Annotated in this window: 14 protein-coding genes; 6 read left to right on the top strand and 8 right to left on the bottom strand. The window is 50.0% G+C overall.

From position 1 onward, the window contains the following. Window positions 1-93: 93 nt before the first annotated feature. The gene (gene mnmA / locus DESTI_RS13540; protein WP_014810540.1) at window positions 94-1,128 is read right to left on the bottom strand and encodes a tRNA 2-thiouridine(34) synthase MnmA; all 1,035 of its coding nucleotides are present in this window, start codon (window positions 1,126-1,128) and stop codon (window positions 94-96) included. A 65-nt stretch (window positions 1,129-1,193) separates the two neighbouring features. Continuing rightward, on the bottom strand, window positions 1,194-4,088 hold the full coding sequence (locus DESTI_RS28890) for a penicillin-binding protein 1A (protein WP_014810541.1): 2,895 nt from the start codon (window positions 4,086-4,088) through the stop codon (window positions 1,194-1,196). A gap of 587 nt (window positions 4,089-4,675) precedes the next feature. Between DESTI_RS28890 and DESTI_RS13550 the strand changes: the two genes are divergently transcribed. Both DESTI_RS13550 and DESTI_RS13555 read left to right on the top strand, forming a co-directional pair. Beyond that, window positions 4,676-6,373, top strand: coding sequence for a hypothetical protein (locus DESTI_RS13550; protein WP_014810542.1), 1,698 nt, complete (start codon window positions 4,676-4,678; stop codon window positions 6,371-6,373). Between the two features lie 151 nt (window positions 6,374-6,524). Continuing rightward, the gene (locus tag DESTI_RS13555; RefSeq protein ID WP_014810543.1) at window positions 6,525-7,784 is read left to right on the top strand and encodes a glycosyltransferase family 2 protein; all 1,260 of its coding nucleotides are present in this window, start codon (window positions 6,525-6,527) and stop codon (window positions 7,782-7,784) included. Window positions 7,785-7,886: 102 nt separating this feature from the next. On the opposite strand, the gene DESTI_RS13560 is transcribed toward DESTI_RS13555, so the two are convergent. From DESTI_RS13560 to DESTI_RS13570, 3 genes are all read right to left on the bottom strand, one after another. Continuing rightward, window positions 7,887-8,375, bottom strand: coding sequence for a gamma-glutamylcyclotransferase family protein (locus DESTI_RS13560; protein ID WP_014810544.1), 489 nt, complete (start codon window positions 8,373-8,375; stop codon window positions 7,887-7,889). A 300-nt stretch (window positions 8,376-8,675) separates the two neighbouring features. Next, window positions 8,676-9,341 (bottom strand): phenylalanine--tRNA ligase beta subunit-related protein, encoded by a 666-nt coding sequence (locus DESTI_RS13565; protein WP_014810545.1) that lies wholly within the window; start codon window positions 9,339-9,341, stop codon window positions 8,676-8,678. A gap of 324 nt (window positions 9,342-9,665) precedes the next feature. Continuing rightward, window positions 9,666-9,962: a hypothetical protein gene (locus DESTI_RS13570; RefSeq protein WP_041286203.1), complete on the bottom strand. Its 297-nt coding sequence runs from the start codon at window positions 9,960-9,962 to the stop codon at window positions 9,666-9,668. A 330-nt stretch (window positions 9,963-10,292) separates the two neighbouring features. Between DESTI_RS13570 and tatA the strand changes: the two genes are divergently transcribed. Both tatA and holA read left to right on the top strand, forming a co-directional pair. After that, a complete protein-coding gene (gene tatA / locus DESTI_RS13575; RefSeq protein ID WP_014810547.1) occupies window positions 10,293-10,490 on the top strand; it encodes a twin-arginine translocase TatA/TatE family subunit in 198 nt (65 codons plus the stop codon). A gap of 148 nt (window positions 10,491-10,638) precedes the next feature. Beyond that, complete coding sequence (holA, locus tag DESTI_RS13580; RefSeq protein WP_157212164.1) at window positions 10,639-12,009, top strand: DNA polymerase III subunit delta; 1,371 nt, start codon at window positions 10,639-10,641, stop codon at window positions 12,007-12,009. A 350-nt stretch (window positions 12,010-12,359) separates the two neighbouring features. On the opposite strand, the gene DESTI_RS13585 is transcribed toward holA, so the two are convergent. Further along, window positions 12,360-13,082, bottom strand: a complete 723-nt coding sequence (locus tag DESTI_RS13585; RefSeq protein WP_014810549.1) for a hypothetical protein — start codon at window positions 13,080-13,082, stop codon at window positions 12,360-12,362. A 159-nt stretch (window positions 13,083-13,241) separates the two neighbouring features. Continuing rightward, window positions 13,242-13,811: a hypothetical protein gene (locus tag DESTI_RS13590; RefSeq protein WP_014810550.1), complete on the bottom strand. Its 570-nt coding sequence runs from the start codon at window positions 13,809-13,811 to the stop codon at window positions 13,242-13,244. 401 nt (window positions 13,812-14,212) lie between these two features. Here DESTI_RS13590 and DESTI_RS13595 point away from each other — a divergent pair, with 401 nt between their 5' ends. Next, entirely contained in the window at window positions 14,213-15,652 is a 1,440-nt protein-coding gene (locus tag DESTI_RS13595; protein WP_014808019.1) for an IS1182 family transposase, read from the top strand. A 401-nt stretch (window positions 15,653-16,053) separates the two neighbouring features. On the opposite strand, the gene DESTI_RS13600 is transcribed toward DESTI_RS13595, so the two are convergent. Further along, window positions 16,054-16,626, bottom strand: a complete 573-nt coding sequence (locus tag DESTI_RS13600; protein WP_014810551.1) for a thioredoxin fold domain-containing protein — start codon at window positions 16,624-16,626, stop codon at window positions 16,054-16,056. Between the two features lie 205 nt (window positions 16,627-16,831). On the opposite strand from DESTI_RS13600, the gene cobS reads away from it, so the two are divergent. Then, window positions 16,832-17,581, top strand: a complete 750-nt coding sequence (gene cobS, locus DESTI_RS28895; RefSeq protein ID WP_014810552.1) for an adenosylcobinamide-GDP ribazoletransferase — start codon at window positions 16,832-16,834, stop codon at window positions 17,579-17,581. Window positions 17,582-17,584 lie beyond the last annotated feature (3 nt).

The raw sequence follows: 17,584 nt of genomic DNA on the forward strand, positions 1-17,584 counted from the left end.
TTTTACCCCGAATGGAGCCCCGAGATCAACCGCAAGATCTCTCGCTATTCCATATTATAAGCCTTCAGGCGTGAAGAAAGTATGCAAGAGGATTCAGTCCTCCGGAGACCCGGTTCCCTGAATCCAGCCCCCCCCGACTACCTCGTCCTCCAAATAGAGCACCGCAGCCTGTCCGGGAGCAATTCCAGATTGCGGGCAATCAAGCGTCAGCTCAATCCTATCCTGACGAATATCCGAAACAGAGCACCAGGCAGCTCTGGAAGTCGAACGCACTTTTACCTGGAATCTGTCACCGCGGGAAACGCTGTGCAGAGGAAATACATTCAAATTCCGTATCCATAGCTTCTGCTGGAGTGTTTCTTCCTTGAATCCGACGATCACGGAATTCGCTGCCGGATCGATTCGCACGACATACAAAGGCCTTGGCGCACAAATGCCTAATCCTCTGCGCTGGCCTACCGTAAAGTGCGCAATCCCGGAGTGTCGGCCCAAATATTCCCCTCTGATATTCAATATGCTGCCCGGTTTTTCAGGGATTCCCTTTTCCCGAAGAAAGAGCCGATAATCTCCTCCCGGGATGAAACACAGTTCCTGCGATTCTTCCGAATGAGCTGCAGCTATTCCTTCTCTGCGAAGCATGTCGCGGATATCTGCTTTCGCATAGTCTCCGAGAGGAAAGAGAACACTGCCGAGCGCCGTTGCAGGGAGGTTGAACAGAAAGTACGACTGATCTTTGGAAGTGTCGATTCCCTTTAATAATCTGCCCGAGAGGGCGATTCGCGCGTAGTGACCGGTTGCCAACACGTCGCAACCCAAAGATCGAGCGCGTTCGCGAAGAAGCCCGAACTTGATTCGTCTGTTGCACTGGGGACAGGGCGAAGGGGTCAGTCCCCTTAAATACTGATCGAGAAAAGGCTCGACTACGTACTTGCAGAATTCCAGGGATAAATCAACGGCACGAATGGTGATTCCGAGCTGCTCCGCGGCGTGCCTGGCCTGCAGCCAGGAAGAGTCCGAAGCCGAATGCAGTCGCATATGCAATCCTAGAAGCTCGTGGCCCTCATTCTTCAGTAAGAAAGCCGCGGCGGTACTGTCCATTCCGCCACTCATTGCGACTGCGATGCGCATATTATCCTTCTGATCGGGTAAGCTTTTGTAGACAAATTATAGCAGAATTTCCGGAAGTTTCGTTTTCATTGAGGATTGCTTACCGGAGACCTTGGTGCCGGAGTAAAAGGCTGATATGTCGGATACGAACGCGGTCCTGCACTGGTTCGAGAATCGTCCGGTCTCCTCTGTGGAGGCAGGTTTGGATTCGCCTGGGTGGGCGGCATACTCTCCTGCTGTCGCTGAGGTAACACAGACTGAGCCGGTGGTGCAGTCGGTCGTACAGGCTGATACGGATTCCCTGGGGGAGCCTGGAATCCGGGATTGGGAGCAGGTGGCGCAGGCCTGGAGCCTTCCGGAAACAAATTTCTGCCGTCCATCGGATGCAGAGGAGTAGCCCCGGTTGGTTGAGTCTGCTGCACCCCCGGCGGTAGCATTTGCAGGTACGCTCCCTGGCCGTATTGCCCCGGAATCACGATTCCCCTGTATTCGGCCAATCTCTCTGGAGGATCGAGTGGACTGGTCACGAGAGTCAGATCCGAAAACGGCGAATACACAGGTTCTCTTACCACCTTAGGTGTGAAGCCTTCGCTGACGTTGCCCGTAAAAGTCAGCATTTCCTTGAACGTAATGTCCGGAGGAACCGGAAATTCTCTTTCCGGCCTATTCTCCAGGACTTTACGCATGAAATACCCCCAGATGGGCAGTGCAGCGCGGGCCCCCTCTTCCCGATTTCCGACCGGACGCTTCTCATCGAACCCGACCCAAACGCCGGTGGTATAATCGGGATTGAACCCTATGAACCATGTGTCCTCCGCATTGTTCGTGGTTCCTGTTTTTCCTGCCAGGTCTTTGCGCTTGACGTAATTACTTATCCTTGCACCGGTCCCGTGCCGTACACCTCCCTGCAAAAGCGAAGTCATTACGTACGCCGTTTGCGGTGATAATGCAGCTACAACTTTGCGACCTCCAGAGTTTCTGACGGTATCCTCTTCCTTGATCTCCCCTGCAGCAGGTTGTTTTCCACCAACGCCGGGTCCTGTAATTTGGGAAGGTCGAGAGTCAAATCTCGAATCCAAGAGAGCGGCCTGTTCTCTAAATTCTTCCCGCGGCACCGGCCGAGGAATAGCGGACTCGTCCAGCAGCGGAACTTCCGAATTCTCCTCGAGCACATTTCCGAATCTGTCTTCTATGCGTTTTACCAGCACAGGTTCGAGGTGTACGCCACTATTAGGAAAGACGGTGTACGCAGAAGTCAGCTCGAAAAGACTTACTTCCGAAGTTCCCAGACTCAACGACAGGTTGCGGCCCAGATCCGCGGTAATCCCCATTCTTCGGGCAAGATCTATGACCGGATCGAGCCCCACATCGAACAGGATCTTGGCTGTGCAGATGTTGCGCGAGAGCTCCAGTGCTCGACGCAGACTTAACGGCCCGAGAAAATCACCGCCTGCGTTTCTCGGCTCCCATTCCTCGCCCGGATTCTCCAACTCGAATTCTGTGGGTTCATCGATAATGATTGTCGCGGGGCTGTAGCTCTTCTCCTCTATAGCTGCGGAATAGATAAGAGGCTTGAAAGAGCTTCCCGGCTGGCGTTTGGCCTGCGTGGCCCTGTTGAACTTGAACTGCTCCATTGACGCTCCGCCAACAAGCGCCCTCACGAATCCGGTCTTATTTTCTATACAAACAAGCGCGCCCTGCAGTTTCGGATCGTTATCCAGTAAAAAGAGAGGCACGTCATCCGCAAATTTATCAAACTTGAGAGCCAGGACTTGTCCGACTTTGAATGCCTGGTTTACGTGATCGAGCCGAACCATTCCCCTGAGTTTCTTGCTCAACCACACTTCGAGATCCATATTCTTCGTCTTGTGGACAATGACCCTGGTCACGACTCCCTGGTAAACATTTCCTTCGTGAAGTTCGGGCGTACTTCGTCGCTGCAAGAGTTCGGATATTTGTTCTTTCGGGATAGTACGCACAATGGCGAGATTCTTCTGTCTTCCCCTGATTTCCTGCAACCCTTTTTCCAAAGCCTCAAATGCCTGTTTCTGATAATCCACACGGCAGGTAGTGAAGACCTTGAGACCTTCATTGTAGAGTCTTTCTTCTCCATATTTCCTTACTATGTAGCGCCTGACAGCCTCTGCGAAATCGGGAACAACATCGAACGGCCGCACCACTTCTTTTCTGAATTTCAACGGTTCTTCAAGTGCTTTCTTTCGTTGCTCTTCAGTCAAAAATCCGAATTTCGCCATTCGTCCGAGCACTGTGGCCTGTCGCTGTCTCGCCAGTTCTTCGCTCTTGAAGGGATTGTAGCGTGAAGGACTTGCGACGAGTCCCGCGATCAAGGCAGCTTCGGAAACAGTCAAATGCTCCACAGGTTTGTCGAAATATCCCCGAGCCGCAGCTTCCACCCCGTGACAGCCTTCCCCGAGATAAATCTCATTCAGATACACGTACAGAATCTTCTTTTTTCCCCACGCAGCCTCAAGTTGCGGAGCGAGGATGAATTCCCTTATTTTGCGGGAGAAGGTGCGCTCTCTGGAAAGGAGAAAATTCCGGGTCACCTGCATAGTTATGGTGCTCCCGCCCTGTGTTATCCTCCCTGCACTGATATTCCGAACGATTGCTCGGCCCACAGAGTACCAATCAATGCCCGAGTGTTCATAAAATCTTGAATCTTCAGCCGCGAGGAATGCCAGAATCACGTGAGGAGGAATTTGCTCGAGTTCCACCACAAACCGTTTCTGCTTGTAGAAGATACCGATAACCGTTCCATCATCCGCATAGAAAGTTGAGACAGTCCGCGGCTCGTATGATTGCAACGTGGGAATGTCGGGCAAATTCTGAGAAAACACGAGATATGTTCCCAGTGCTGCCCCGGCAGCAAATATGGGAATCTGGATCGCAACAACCAGAGGAATGAGAAAGAATACCGTGAATACGAATTTTGCAGCTCTGTTTTTTCCTAACAGTTTCATGATTTCTCAGGGAATAGGATGTGCCGATTTTCGGGGCGTTTTTACAATCAGTCCGGAGGCGTTACGTTCTGCATCGAGAGAAACGGTTCCACTGCCGAGAATAGTAACTTTCATGCAATGATCCATAATCTCGTCCAGTCAAGTGGTTATAGATGTATCAGTATTTGCCAAAAAAGACAACAACGTGAACTTGTTTGAACAACGCGTTGAGATTCTGAGTCTTTCGCTGTTCCGCTAGCGTTTGGACGAAAGGAGCGAATCTCCCGAACATCACCTTCGGAATTGTAGGATTGTAAGATGGTCATCTCCTTTCTCCAGAAAGGCCGCCAATTCTTGCCCACCCGGCTGGAATCCACAAATTTAGAAATGAATATTTTTAGGAAGTTGACATAAATGTATGCTTTTATTCCCCGATAAAACAATCTTTTTAGCTTGACAGGAGGAATTCATAAAAGTATGATCGGTTTACATTTGATAAAAGTATGAATGCGTCAAGAATCATGTTGCTTCCTTTCTGAGGGGGAACATGATGGCATGGTTTTAATCTAATTTGACGGGGTATCCCGTCTTCGTTGAAGGAGGAATACATGCATTTCAATAGGGTTTGGTTGATAGCCATCGCCCTGCTAATGGGCATTTCCATGTCGGTAGCGCCGGCATCGGCATGGGAATTCAGAATGGACGGCTCTTACGTTTGGCAATACGAATACAGGTCCCAGCTTGGAAATTCCCAGTTTTTCGGTCCTGAGGACGTTGATCTCGGCGCTATCGGAGCTTCTAATTCCATGAACGCGTGGGTCGGTGGCCAGGGGAGCCCTGACATATTGGTTGCAGGTTCAGATGCATCATGGCAGTTCATGTACATGATCAATAACATGGACTTGCGCATCAATCCCGCCATACGCGTCAGGGGCCTGTACTACATCGGAGCATGGGAACCTGTAGATCTCGCTCGAGGTATTACGGCAGCATCCTGGTACTACAACTATAACATGCCTGGTGTTCAAAGATCATTCTCTCCGGGCTACTGGAACACATTATGGCTGACCGCGCAGCTCCCTTGGGGCACGCTCGCTCTCGGGAAACGCCCCTCCATTTTCGGCACCGGTTTGGCCTGGAACGGAGCTGAAAACCGATCGTCTGAATCGGTCAGCTTGGTTGCCGACTATGGTCCTCTCAGAATCGGTATCGGTTTCTATCCGGCTCGAGAAGGAAACGAAAGCTACTATAACCGTTTTGCCGACAAGAACAACCTGCGCGTGTACGATTTCTCCATGCCCACGATCACGTACAGGAATGGTCCGGTTGACATCGGAGTGCTTTTGAATTACGTCCGCAGGCACAGAGGCCCTGATCGTTTTATCCGGACTGCCGCAGTGAAAGCCAACGAAGAAACCAGGGATAGAGAAGATTTCTACGGCGGCATCTATATGAAGTACAATAACGGCCGTTTCTTCCTCAATTCGGAATTCGATTGGTATGATCGTCTGGATCGCCGTAGAGACGCGAATGCATTCCCTGGAGGAGCTATCACGGATTACGTTCAGGATTACAGAATCTTGACAGAACTCGGCGTCATGGCCGGCCCGACCAAGATATCCCTCCTCGGTGCATGGCTTTCCGGAAATGACCGCCGGGCTGGCTACACAGCGAATATTAACCAGGGGACCATCGTCAACGCCATTCAGACTGCAACGTCTAACACTAGCAACTTCAGATATCAGTCTGCCACGACTTCGAATACCGGCGTTTTCCGCCCCTACAGTTATCTGATGGTGTACGCATACGGCTTGGGCGCGTACATGAACTCGGATACTGTCAACGGTTATGTTGCAGACGCAATGACCTATGGCGCCCGAATGGACTATGCTGTTGCAGCAAACTTGAACGTATACGGCAGTTTCTTCTGGGCTGACCGGGTCGGCAACGGATATGGTTGGGGTTATCTCCTTCCCGATCCGAATATCAACGGCACCGGCGCAGTTGGCGGTGCATATCGCGGAACTTTCGCGGCAGGCGTACCCACCGCAGTTGCTCCGACTATTCCTGACAACAATCTCGGATGGGAAGTGGATGCAGGATTTGACTGGAAACTGCTCGAAGGCTTGCTCGTGAACTGCACATTCGGATATTGGCAGCCTGGACAGTGGTTCAATTATGCTGCCATCAGCAAAGCGAACCCCGGATGGAATACCCCCAATGCAGGCAACAATTGGGGCACTATTCCCGGTCGAAATATCGATCCGATTTTCGGTATGGAACTCAAAGTGGTTGGCGAATTCTAAGGTCTGAACCTTAAGATTCGGGACTTTGAACGGAACGGAGGACGAGAGTCCTCCGTTTTTTTTCGTAAATCCGTACAAATAAGCGTGAAACCAACCCGTTTTTCTGATAGATTCAAGTCTCTACAAAAACCCCAGAAACCAGGAAAATCTTTTGATTGAAATCGTTTTCATAGTGTCGGCCGCTGTTCTTCTGTTTCAAATCTACTTCTGGATCAATCGGGCTCGTGAACTGGTTGAAGCCTCTCTGGGCGGAATTCCGGAAATAGACCCTCGCAAAATTGCGGAGCTTCCCGAATCTCCGCCTTTGATATCCGTGATAGTTCCTGCACATAATGAAGAGATGACAATAAGAGACTGTCTCAGTTCAGTACTGGAGCAGGACTATCCGAATTATGAGCTTATTCTCGTTGACGATCGCTCGGAAGATAGGACTGCAGCCATTGCCGAAGAGTTGGCTCGGAGCAAAAGGCCTTTTAAGATCGTGCGAGTTGCCGAACTGCCTGCTGGTTGGACAGGAAAATGTCACGCGCTCGACAGAGGAATCGTTCATGCAAACGGCGAATGGTTGGCTTTTCTCGATGCAGATAGTTGTCTTCATAAGAGCGCATTACGTCAGTGCTATATAGAAGCAGTGAAAGCTCGAGTGAATATGATCACCCTCACCCCGAAATTCATCCTGAAGACTTTCTGGGAAAAAGCTCTGCAGCCCACGTTTGCCTCAATGTCGTGCATATTGTTCCCCATTACTCAGATTAATGTCCAGTCCAGTCCTGTAGCGTCCGCCAATGGCATGTTCTATCTCATCAGTAGAAGAGCGTACGATGCGATAGACGGCCACAGAGACGTCAGGAATCTTGCAGTTGAAGATATAGGGATTGGAAAGAGGGTAAAAGCATCCGGTTTGGGGCTTCTGTTTGCCAACGGACGCCGGGTGCTACGAACCAGGATGTACACAAATTTCCATGAAATCATAAATGGTTGGGCGCGCATCCTGAGCGCTTCCATGAATTACCGGGTATCCACAGCTCTCAAATATCTCGTGCTCCACGTGCTTATGAGCTTTCCTCTGCTTGTATTCGCTCTGTACTTCTATATACCTACAGCTCAGTGGCTTTGGCCCAACACCTGGTTTGTACCACTTTTCGTATTGAGTACTCTTGCAATCATTGTATCAGGCTTGTACTGCAAGCAAATCGGCGCTTCGGTATCCCTGTTTCGTTGGGTGTTCTTGGGTAACCTCCTGTTAATTTGGGTTTTTCTCGTCATCGTCAAACGAATCCTCATGAAGGATGCGCTTCAGTGGCGTGGAACGACGTACCAGACAAGCAAGTACCAGCCGACATGCCTTAATCCTGTAAATTCAAGAATCTATACAGGTACTCCAAGATCGGTTCTAGAGGAGATCAACTGAAGGCTGCAGAAAACGATTTGCAGTGGATTCTTTCAAGACAGCCACAGTGTCGCAATTTTTCTCGAGTTCTGTGTCGGATCGATTCTGCCGGAGATACGGGATTTAGGAAGTCGGCCAGGACGTTATTTTTTCAATGTACTCCGGAGGAAACTTCCAGTACGTGGCGGCGGAAAGGATGATTCTCCTGTAATCTCGGGTGGGTCTGACTTCTCGCCGACCGCCCTTGTTCCCCCGAGCTACGTAGACCCATGCGAACACGGTCTTGCCGTTGTCCAGCCTTATTACCGGCAGCCGTGCATCGCCGCGTGAGTAAAAGTACGGATTGCCCTTTTTCCGGTCGAAGGCCTTAAGAAGGGGTTCCTCGATTTCTACAAGTATACCCCAAATAGTTGAGTTCTCTTTGTGCTCCAGATTGACCGTTCCGCCTCCCCTTCCCTGGGAGTAAAAATTCCACACGAAATCATATCCCTCCAGTTGTGCTGGAGCCATGGAAAGAATCATTGAAGAGTCATAACCATCAGCTTCCACCCAGGAACGGAGTTCGGATCGATCCATATTTGAACCGTATACAAAAACAAAATCAGCACACATGATTGCTCCACTGCAAGGTCTGCTTGCCGGTGTCTTTGCCTCTAAAAGAAAACGACACTTTATTCCAGACGTCTGGCACTCTTCCGCACAGGTGATAACAGGTCTTTTTTCCTGGATTCTCTGGTACAATCCGGAGAGTACTATACCCTAAAACACTATTCCGGGCCACTCGTAATAAGAGCTGTATGCACACAATCGATGTCGTATGGACTGCGCAGAAAGAGGTCATGAGACTGCAGTCCGGGCTGCGGGACATTTCTACTTGGATGTGGTACGTTTTTCGCCTCGATTCAAAGAACCTTATTCCGCTGCGTACACTTTCATTACCTGTGTTTTCACGTCGCTGGCTATAAGCTTGACGTTGGCTTCTATGCCCTGAAGATGTCTTTCCATTGCCGATGGCGAGATTCCCGGTACACCATAAACCGTGAACAACACATTCCTTGTATCTCGGTGTATCCTCGTTCGCTGGTCAGGGCCGTACACGATACTCGAGATAATGCCCTCTTTATCACGTATTACCATATCCCCAGGCTTGAGAACCTGTTCAGCTCCATTAATCCGGACGTAATTGTCTCCATCTCGAGAAACGTCAATCTGCAAGGGTTCCCGAATACAGTCCAGGTCATAACCGGCAGTGAGCAACATACTCCTTAGTTCTGCCATAAACATGGCTTCCACGAGAGAAGCTCCAGATGGAGCGGCCTTTCCTTTGATAACGGATTCAACCTGATGAAGCACATGGTACGTCTTCTTAAATTTCTTGTAGTACTTCTGATAAGCCTGCATAATTTCATGTTCTCTGACGCCTGTTTCCGCGAACAGCATGCGGAGATCCTCTTCAACCCGTTTTCTTTCGTGTTCGAGAGCCTCACTGGACAGGGGATTGGACACATTGCACATTGCGAGAATCCCCACTTGAGTTCCCGGGAATGCTGTCTTCCAAGCATCTGACATTTCAAGCATAAATATCTCCTTGAAACATTTTGCGGTTCTCGAAGGCCGTTTCCGTAGCCTATCATGAACGCACAATTTTCAGCAAAGTCCATTAGATCTATGGCGAATTTTTCAGGCGAGCGAAAAAAGGGAGCGCGCCAAAAAAGAAAGCCGGAAGATATCCTTTTTATCTTCCGGCCTTGGCGTGTTTTCTTCGGCGAAAAAAGAATGAGTTTTTTCGCCTACCTTCTCTCCATGTCAAAGTCCCACTTTCCCGAGGTGGTTTGGATGTGGTCTCAAAAAGCTTCCCGATTAGCCTCTATATACTGACGGGATTTGGAACTGCGCGGGTGGTTAGGCTTGACCCACGACAGTTGTGTTCGGCTGAGGACCGCTGCTTTCCAGCTTTATTTCTTCAATAATCGAAGCTATTTCCGCATGAAGGATTTCTAGCTGCCAATTAAAGTAGATGTCCTCTCCAAAATCCCGAAGTAGCTGTTTTTGAGCAGTGATATAATCTTTAGGGGAGACAGCCCCCGAAAAAACGTGAATGGGATTAATCAAGGTAGCTATCACTTGTTCCTGTCGATCATTGTTTATTTCGAGATTATCGTTATTCTGGCTCATGCTGCCCCTCTTTTTGTTTGTCATGACCCTCCATTATGCAACTGCGATGCCAACTTGATAGATATCACAACAGACTCCCTGAATAAGCTCGTTTTCAGCAACTGACCCTTCATGCTGCCAGGACATACTGTCCAATATCCGACATATTCTCGGCGTGGACGATGGGAAAACCACATACTCACAGCGCTCGCACGAACAATGTCCAATTTCGGACCCCTCTGTCCGGTTATCGCGCGGTCTTCCCAACCCACTGGAACATTTGACGCCTTGATTGATCTTTCTTATAATGACTCTCGGTCGATTCAAAAGGTCCAAGAAAATCAAAATTTCACGTAATTTTAGGAGTAATATTATATGCCCGGTCCATGGGAACTCATTCTCATCTTCCTCATCATTATGCTTATCTTCGGCGCGAAGAGAATTCCGGAAATCATGGGCGGAATAGGCAAAGGGATACGAACCTTTAAGAAAGGGCTCGAGACGGACGATGCCCCTCCGAAGCCCCAGGTGGAGCCCGGTAGTCCGCCCGTGGAAAGAATCGAACCCAAGTAGTCGGCATCCCCTTTTCCGGCGTCATCATCGTATCTGAAGGTGCTCTCTTAGCGCGATCGTTGACCTGAGAACACCGGTGGCCCCGGACCAACGTAAGCCATTCCGATATTCAGGCGCGTCTCCAATTCAACTATTTGGTGCCATTCTCATGAGAAAAGCGTCTCAGAAGCCCCCCCCGGAACCTGAATCACACCTGTATTTGCTGTTCGGAGATGAATTTCTCGTAAAAGAGCGAGTATCCACCCTCGTGGACACCTTCCTCGGCCCCGAACTACGCGCCACAAATCTGGTCGTTCTTGACGGAGCTCATTTAGACGCCTCGGCGCTCAGCAATCAGGTGTTCACACCATCGCTTTTTGGGGGTCCACGGGTAATCGTGGTGGATCAGACCGCGATTTTCGCGGGTAAATCAAATCAATCCAGCATCGCGGGTAAAGCAATTCAATCATGGAAATCCGGGGATCGAAAAGCTGCTATGAGGACTTTCGCGCAGTTGATGACATCTGCGGATTTGATCCAGACGGACCTGGAGCAGGGATCGGAATGGACGCAGCAGCTCGGTGAAGCAGTAGAGAGCGGCGACAGAGACGTGCTCGTACTCATTGCCCAGGCCTACTTGGAGCAAGGTCAGACCAGGTCATCGGTTTCCAGTGAATCCGTGCTTGACGAAATCATTGCATCGCGATTTCCGGAAGGTACGGTGCTGATCTTTACCGCGCCTGCAGTTGATACTCGAAAAAAGCTCTATAAGGCTGTCGAAAAACATGGTCGTGTGCTGGCATGTGCCGTAAAAGAGCAAAAGTACGGCGCCGCCATGGACAGGGCTTTTTTCGATGACAGAGTGCTTTCTACGCTGGAAAAAGCCGGAAAGAATATAGGGAGTGCCGCACTGGAGAAAATGTACTCCCGTTCGGGCAAAGAGCTTCGGAAATTGCAGAGCGAATTGCAGAAACTCATCGCGTATGTTGGCGAAAGACGTGAGATTACCTCAAAGGATGTTGAGGAGATTTTTGCCGATTTTCATGAAGCATTCTTCTTTGATCTCATCAACGCGGTCCGCAGCGGCGATGCAGTAAAAAGCCTGCAAATGCTCCATGACACGCTCAGGGATTCGTCGCACCCGCTGGCGATACTCGGAGCTATCGCTTCCGAATTCAGGAAGCTTATTGTAGCGAGAGAAACGCTTTTCACCGTACTCAGACCTTACTGGAAATCACGGATGAACTATCAGGCTTTTGTGAAAGTCATGCAGGAGGTGCGAAGCTCTCAGCCGCCCAAGAAAGGCAAGAGCAAACTCGATTTGCTGGCCATGAAGGATTATCCACTGTATTTGCTGCTCAAGGATGCAGAAAAGATCCCCCTGGAAAAGCTTGTAGCAATCATGGAAGCAATTCTGGAAGTCGATATTATGATGAAATCCTCACGACTTGGATCGCAAGCTCCCGAAGCATTACTCCAGGAACTTATCTTGAAGATCTGCGAACCAACAGGGCGGCATCCGCGCGCTACCGGCCGATAGCAGTTCACATAACCCTGCTATGAAGAAACCGTCTCAAAATTCATGAATGGACAAAACATCGTGCCACGATTCGCCATCCGAGTAGGGGCAGACCAATGCGTCTGCCCTTATTTGGGCGGACGCTCTGGTCCGCCCCTACAGTCAGGCCGGAAAGCTGATGAGAACATCGTGCCACGATCTGGGATGAATTTCGATTTTTGAGACAGTCTCTGAATCGCCGGGCTATTTTCTTTCGTCCCTACTGGACAAAGAGATTGGAAAGCAAAGTTAACGCCTATGAGGTCCGTGCTTCCGAGCAGTAAGTTCTATCTTGACTGCAAGTCCGTATCACTTGCTTCCAAAGGTAATTGTCAGTGCAGAACTTTTGAATCCGATGACGTGTGCGAATCGGGCCTTTGTTTCCGGTGCATGGCATCATTCTCGTGACGTGCCGCGACGATCATACGTTCCGTTTCATCCATGACCTTCTTCAATTCCGGTCCGACAAAAATATAGCGGTCTGTCGGCTCGCAGAGCACAGGTTCGTCGGACTTAACCCGATCTGCGGGAATCTCGGGAAGTTCCACTTCCACAGGGACGGCGGTTTCTTCAGCAGGTTCAGGAGAATTGTTCCTTCTCCAAAAAAGCCAACTACAGGCGGGAATCGCAAGCAATATGATTCCGAGCAACAATGCCAGAACGTACGGGTTCAAGGAATGCCCCCAGATCAAGCCACTTTTATCTTGGAAGAAACTCGTGAATTGTTGCGCAATATTCTCCATGCGACTGCTTGCCTGGAGAACATCACGCCCCACATCACCCACATGCTGATCCATTTTGGCAACGCTTTCTTTCAGGCCGAGTGCTTCCTTCTTGATCTCCGTGGCTGTCTGGGAAACGAGAGCCAGTTCGCTCTGAATAGAAGGAAAAATATCGCTCAACATGACCGACGTTCGATCTAGAAGCGCGCCATCTCTCTTTTGTCTGTCCCCTTCGAATCGCAACGTCAATCCGATCGCGATTGCCTGAAGAATAACTACCAGAGCCATAAGACCATAGAGCGCGCGTATATTCGTGGATCGGTTCCTTCGCATGCCGTGGACCTTCCGCTGATTACCCGTATAGATTCTTAACTTCACAAGAATTTAGCAAATTCCATGGCAAACGTGAATGGTAAAAATGAGAATTGAACAAGGAAAACTCTCATGTTTGTCCAGTTTTTGTTCGTTACTTTTCTTTCGGAAACCTCACGTTTAAGAAAGGATAAGGAGACGGATTGCATAGATCCCGACAATCAGCGGGAGGATAAAGTCAAAAACTGCCCTTACGGACGACACTATCAAAGATGGCAAATAATAAGATTGGCGCTTCTCCTTAGCTGCTTGCACAATCTTATAACGTTCCACATCTCTTTTGTGTAGGTCAAAATCTATTTGACTCATCCAATTCTTGGAACGTTCCTGTCGGTTCTTGCGTTCTTCCTCACTCTCCCATTGTTTACGTTGCTCCAACTCGCGTCTGAAATCTTCAGTCTCTTTTTCGCTGCGCGCATCTGCAACTGCGAATCCCCATGCAACCAAATCTGAAACAGCATAGATAAGGAATGCCGCAAAAAAATAGACCACAGCACACCCCAGGATGGAGAGAAGCCGATCATCGGAAATTCCTTGAAAAGTGAGTCCAAAAATTGAGATTGTTGATAGCTTCACTTTTGCCCAAGCTATTATTATGCCAATAGACGCCGATCCCAGCAGGTTACGTCGTTCTTTTCTGGTCACCTCTCGCAGTGCGTCCTGGAGTAAGTACTGTGGTTCTTTTTCCATTTCCCTCCAATGTAGAGAGCTTCGTGGACATCTAATTCGTTCTTTTTCCCTATGGTTCTCAGTTAGGCTGTCAAGAAAATTGTCTTCTTTTTTGTATTCGTTTAATTACGAGCGGGCACTAGGGATTCTGCGCCCTGGAAGGGCGACCCAATGGTAGCCACGGGTGTCAGCCGTGGACAGCGCGCCATGTACATAAGCATGGTTCAACGACCCTGAAAGGGTCGACCAACAGGCAATAATCCCCAAATGTCATTGGTGGACCCTTCTAGGGTCATGAAGACAAAGGATTTGCCGTATCGCTTCCGTGGGTTTGCGAAACTGTCTCAAAACTCCATTTTGGGCTCGCGATTTGCCAAGAGATGTACTAGAAAGGAGAGGAATTCAACAACCACGAGGCTGTCATGGGCAAACAGATCCGGGCCGATTACGAACAGATCTTGATGTTTCCGCCGTCAGTGGAAGACTGGGTGGCTAAGGATCACCCGGCGCGCTTTATCCGAGATTTCGTGGATTCCTTGGATCTGTCCGAGTTGGGAATCGAGGTTCCCGACAGCGATACAGGACGTCCTCCGTATGCGCCAGATCTTCTGTTGAAGGTGTGGCTTTTCGGATACTTCAATCGGATCAGGAGTACCCGTAAGCTTGAAAAGGGTTGCCTTGAGAATATGGGGCTGATTTGGCTGACGGGGATGAATGCTCCGGATCATAATTCCTTATGGCGATTCTTCAAGGCGAACAAGAAATCATTGAGGCATCTGTTCAGACAGTCGATTCGTGTTGCTCTGAAGGCCGATCTGATCGGTCTAGCTCTTCATGCCGTGGACGGGACCAAGATCCAAGCCGTCTCATCCAACGACAAGGCTCGGGGTCGTGAGCACCTGGAGAGGTTTCTGGAAAGTGTTTCGGAGAGATTGGACCGCACGATTGCCGATGCGATGACTGAGATAGAGAGAGCCGAGCGGGAAGAGACCGGTGAGTATCGCCTTCCGCAGTCCATGCAAGACGGATTGAAACGGAAACAGCGGATACAAGAGGCTCTGAAGGAGTTGGATGAATCGGACAAGAAGTCAGTTCACCCTTCGGAACCGGAAGCTCGCTTTATGAAGAATCGCCGGACCAAAGACTTGTCGTACAACGCTCAGGCGGTTGCCGACCAAAAGAGCGGCCTTATCGTGGCCGCAGATGTGGTCACGGATGGGGCCGACAACGGGCAATTGGTCCCCATGCTCGACAAGGTGAAAGAGAATCTGGGCGCTGTGGCAGAGGAAAATGTGGCGGACGGGGGATATTTTTCCTCAGGGCAGATAGGTCTGGCCCATGAGCGAGAATACGGCATTCTTATCGGGAAATCGTCAGGGGAAATTGTTTCCGAGAGAGGTGCGGATGAGGATCTCTATCACCGATCCCGGTTCGTCTTTGATCAGGAGCGTGATTGCTTCATATGCCCTGAAGGGCGCTTGTTGCCTTTTCATCAGCGGAAAATTAACGGCAAGAACCACAATGAGGTTCGCAGGTATCACTGCAAGGATTTTCTAACGTGTCCCAATCGCTGGAAATGCTCCAAGAGCAAGAACGGACGCCTCATAGACCTCAGCGTTTACGAGGCGGCCCTAGAACGACACCGCAGCAAGAGGGAAAAACCAGAGAACAAAGAGCGCCTGAAGACTCGAAAGAAGATTATCGAGCCACCGTTTGCCTGGATCAAGAGCGCATTAAGCTTTCGGCGATGGACCGTGGCCGGAATCGACAACGTAAAGGCCCAGTGGGACCTTATTTGCACGACCATAAATCTCAGGAAGCTCTACCACCATTGGGTATCCGGCGAGGTGGCATTCACGTAAGCAGCCGGAGGGAGACCATGACCTTATAACGGACAGTACACTCGGATCGAACCTCGCCTGATCTTCACTTGACGGGACTGCTTTTTTCCCAGAAGCAGGTCCTCCCGTCCGGCTTGCGTGATTCGCCGCAGTGCGCAGGTTTTGAGACGCTTTCTTGCACCCACGGCTACTGTTGGGTAGCCCCCTTCGGGGCTGAAGAAACCTCTCACAGGCGTAACTGAACGGTTACTCTTTTTTGTTACGTGTCAGGATTCTCAGTGAGAATCAAGAACCTGATTTAATGTAAAATTATCAATGTAGACTGAGATCAAGTAGGTTTTGGCCAAAGGTGAGCTAGCTGAGAAACGCGAACGGAAGGGCATTCGCCGCCCTTCCGCTTCAGTTCATTCGTCAGTTGTAGGTCATTGAATCAATCGATATGGATAGGCTCGCTTTGCCCATTCACTATCCGGGTAATCGTGCGAAAGTCTTTCGTACGCCCCTCTTAACGGCTTTGGATCGTGTGTGCTTTTGTAACGCGCTACACCAAGCAGATAGATTGCCTCAGCCGCATAAGAACTCCTGGGATATGAACCCGTAAGCTCATCAAAGGTGGAGATAGCCTTGTCGAAGGCTCCATTTTCAAAGTGAGTCTTCCCGATACCAAGCAATTGGGACGCTATGAAATCCTCGGGTGAGAGGAATCCTACCGTCCTGTGATGCTCCTGTCCGTCGGAATCCAGGGTAATGAGCGTTGGAGTCCATTTCACATTGAATTGCTTGGAAAGCTGCTCGTGATCGTACGAGACTCTGACGGGAATAAGGTTTTCCGCTATAAATCGAGCTACCCGCTGATCCGGATACGTGACCGCATCCATTTGCTGACACCCGATTCAGCCAGGGTTGAAAAAATCGAGCAAAACCGGTTTTCCTTCAGTACCGGCTCTTCTCAAAGCCTTTTCGTAATCGTTTTCCCATTGAATTGTGCTCGCCATGGAATACCTCCTAGGTTGTCAAGTTGTGCATTCCTTTTGTTATTTTAGACATCCCAAGTACAGGAGGCCAAGTTTCGCAAAAATGCTCTAACGTGGACTCGAATACTTAAAAGTTGTAATGCTTATGACAATCGTCAACACAAAGTGATATATCCGAATGAGAGAGAGGACACCGCCTGCGCAGGGATAGAGAACGGAGCTATCTATGAAGTCTCCCGATATATTTGCCGAGGGATTGCGATCGGTTCGCATAGGATTGAATTTTCTTACTATTTTCAAGATCAAGATCGACCCCATTCCTGAGTTGAAAGAAGTGGGCCAGTCCAGTTGGGCGTTCCCCCTGGTCGGGGCCATAATCGGCGTACTGCTCTGCCTTGCGTTCAGGACGATCGATTCCTTTTTCACCCCTTTTCTGTCTGCGGTCCTTGTAGTCGGACTCTGGGCGTTTCTCACCGGGGGATTGCATCTGGACGGCTGGACCGATTGTTGGGACGCGTTGGCTGCATCCGTGTCCCAGGAGCGAAGGATGGAGATACTCAAGGACTCACGCATGGGAACATTCGGCGCCCTGGGTCTCATGTTTCTGCTGGCGGTGAAAGTGGGGTCTCTTGCAGTTTCAGACGTGTCTTTGGCTGCGGTTTTTGCGGCGCCCGTGGTCGGACGCGGGTTTCTGGTCTTCTCTACCCATGGCTCCAGACACAGGGGTGAAGGCATGGCAGCCATGTTCCTCGCGGGAGTCGACGAGCGTGCCGCCCGTCTGGCCATTATTATTGCCTTGGTTGCGGCTGTACTTGCCGGTCTTGCCGGATTATTGGCTGCAGCGATAGCGTACGCAGCGGCCTTCTGGTTCAGGCGATTCGCCGAAAACCGCCTTCCCTCCATAAACGGCGATGTCATGGGAGGAATCTGTGAACTGAGCGAAACAGTATTCCTCTTGATTTGCAGTATGAGGTGAATC

It is taken from the genome of Desulfomonile tiedjei DSM 6799, from assembly GCF_000266945.1.
Classification (GTDB): Bacteria; Desulfobacterota; Desulfomonilia; order Desulfomonilales; family Desulfomonilaceae; genus Desulfomonile; species Desulfomonile tiedjei.

Bases quoted from the DNA above. Each gene is read 5' to 3' on its own strand.
- DESTI_RS13585 (WP_014810549.1), bottom strand. From the start codon at position 13,082: ATGCGAAGGAACCGATCCACGAATATACGCGCGCTCTATGGTCTTATG.
- DESTI_RS28890 (WP_014810541.1), bottom strand. From the start codon at position 4,088: ATGAAACTGTTAGGAAAAAACAGAGCTGCAAAATTCGTATTCACGGTA.
- tatA (WP_014810547.1), top strand. From the start codon at position 10,293: ATGCCCGGTCCATGGGAACTCATTCTCATCTTCCTCATCATTATGCTT.
- DESTI_RS13570 (WP_041286203.1), bottom strand. From the start codon at position 9,962: ATGACAAACAAAAAGAGGGGCAGCATGAGCCAGAATAACGATAATCTC.
- DESTI_RS13550 (WP_014810542.1), top strand. From the start codon at position 4,676: ATGCATTTCAATAGGGTTTGGTTGATAGCCATCGCCCTGCTAATGGGC.
- DESTI_RS13590 (WP_014810550.1), bottom strand. From the start codon at position 13,811: ATGGAAAAAGAACCACAGTACTTACTCCAGGACGCACTGCGAGAGGTG.
- DESTI_RS13565 (WP_014810545.1), bottom strand. From the start codon at position 9,341: ATGCTTGAAATGTCAGATGCTTGGAAGACAGCATTCCCGGGAACTCAA.
- mnmA (WP_014810540.1), bottom strand. From the start codon at position 1,128: ATGCGCATCGCAGTCGCAATGAGTGGCGGAATGGACAGTACCGCCGCG.
- holA (WP_157212164.1), top strand. From the start codon at position 10,639: ATGAGAAAAGCGTCTCAGAAGCCCCCCCCGGAACCTGAATCACACCTG.
- DESTI_RS13595 (WP_014808019.1), top strand. From the start codon at position 14,213: ATGGGCAAACAGATCCGGGCCGATTACGAACAGATCTTGATGTTTCCG.
- DESTI_RS13560 (WP_014810544.1), bottom strand. From the start codon at position 8,375: ATGTGTGCTGATTTTGTTTTTGTATACGGTTCAAATATGGATCGATCC.
- cobS (WP_014810552.1), top strand. From the start codon at position 16,832: ATGAAGTCTCCCGATATATTTGCCGAGGGATTGCGATCGGTTCGCATA.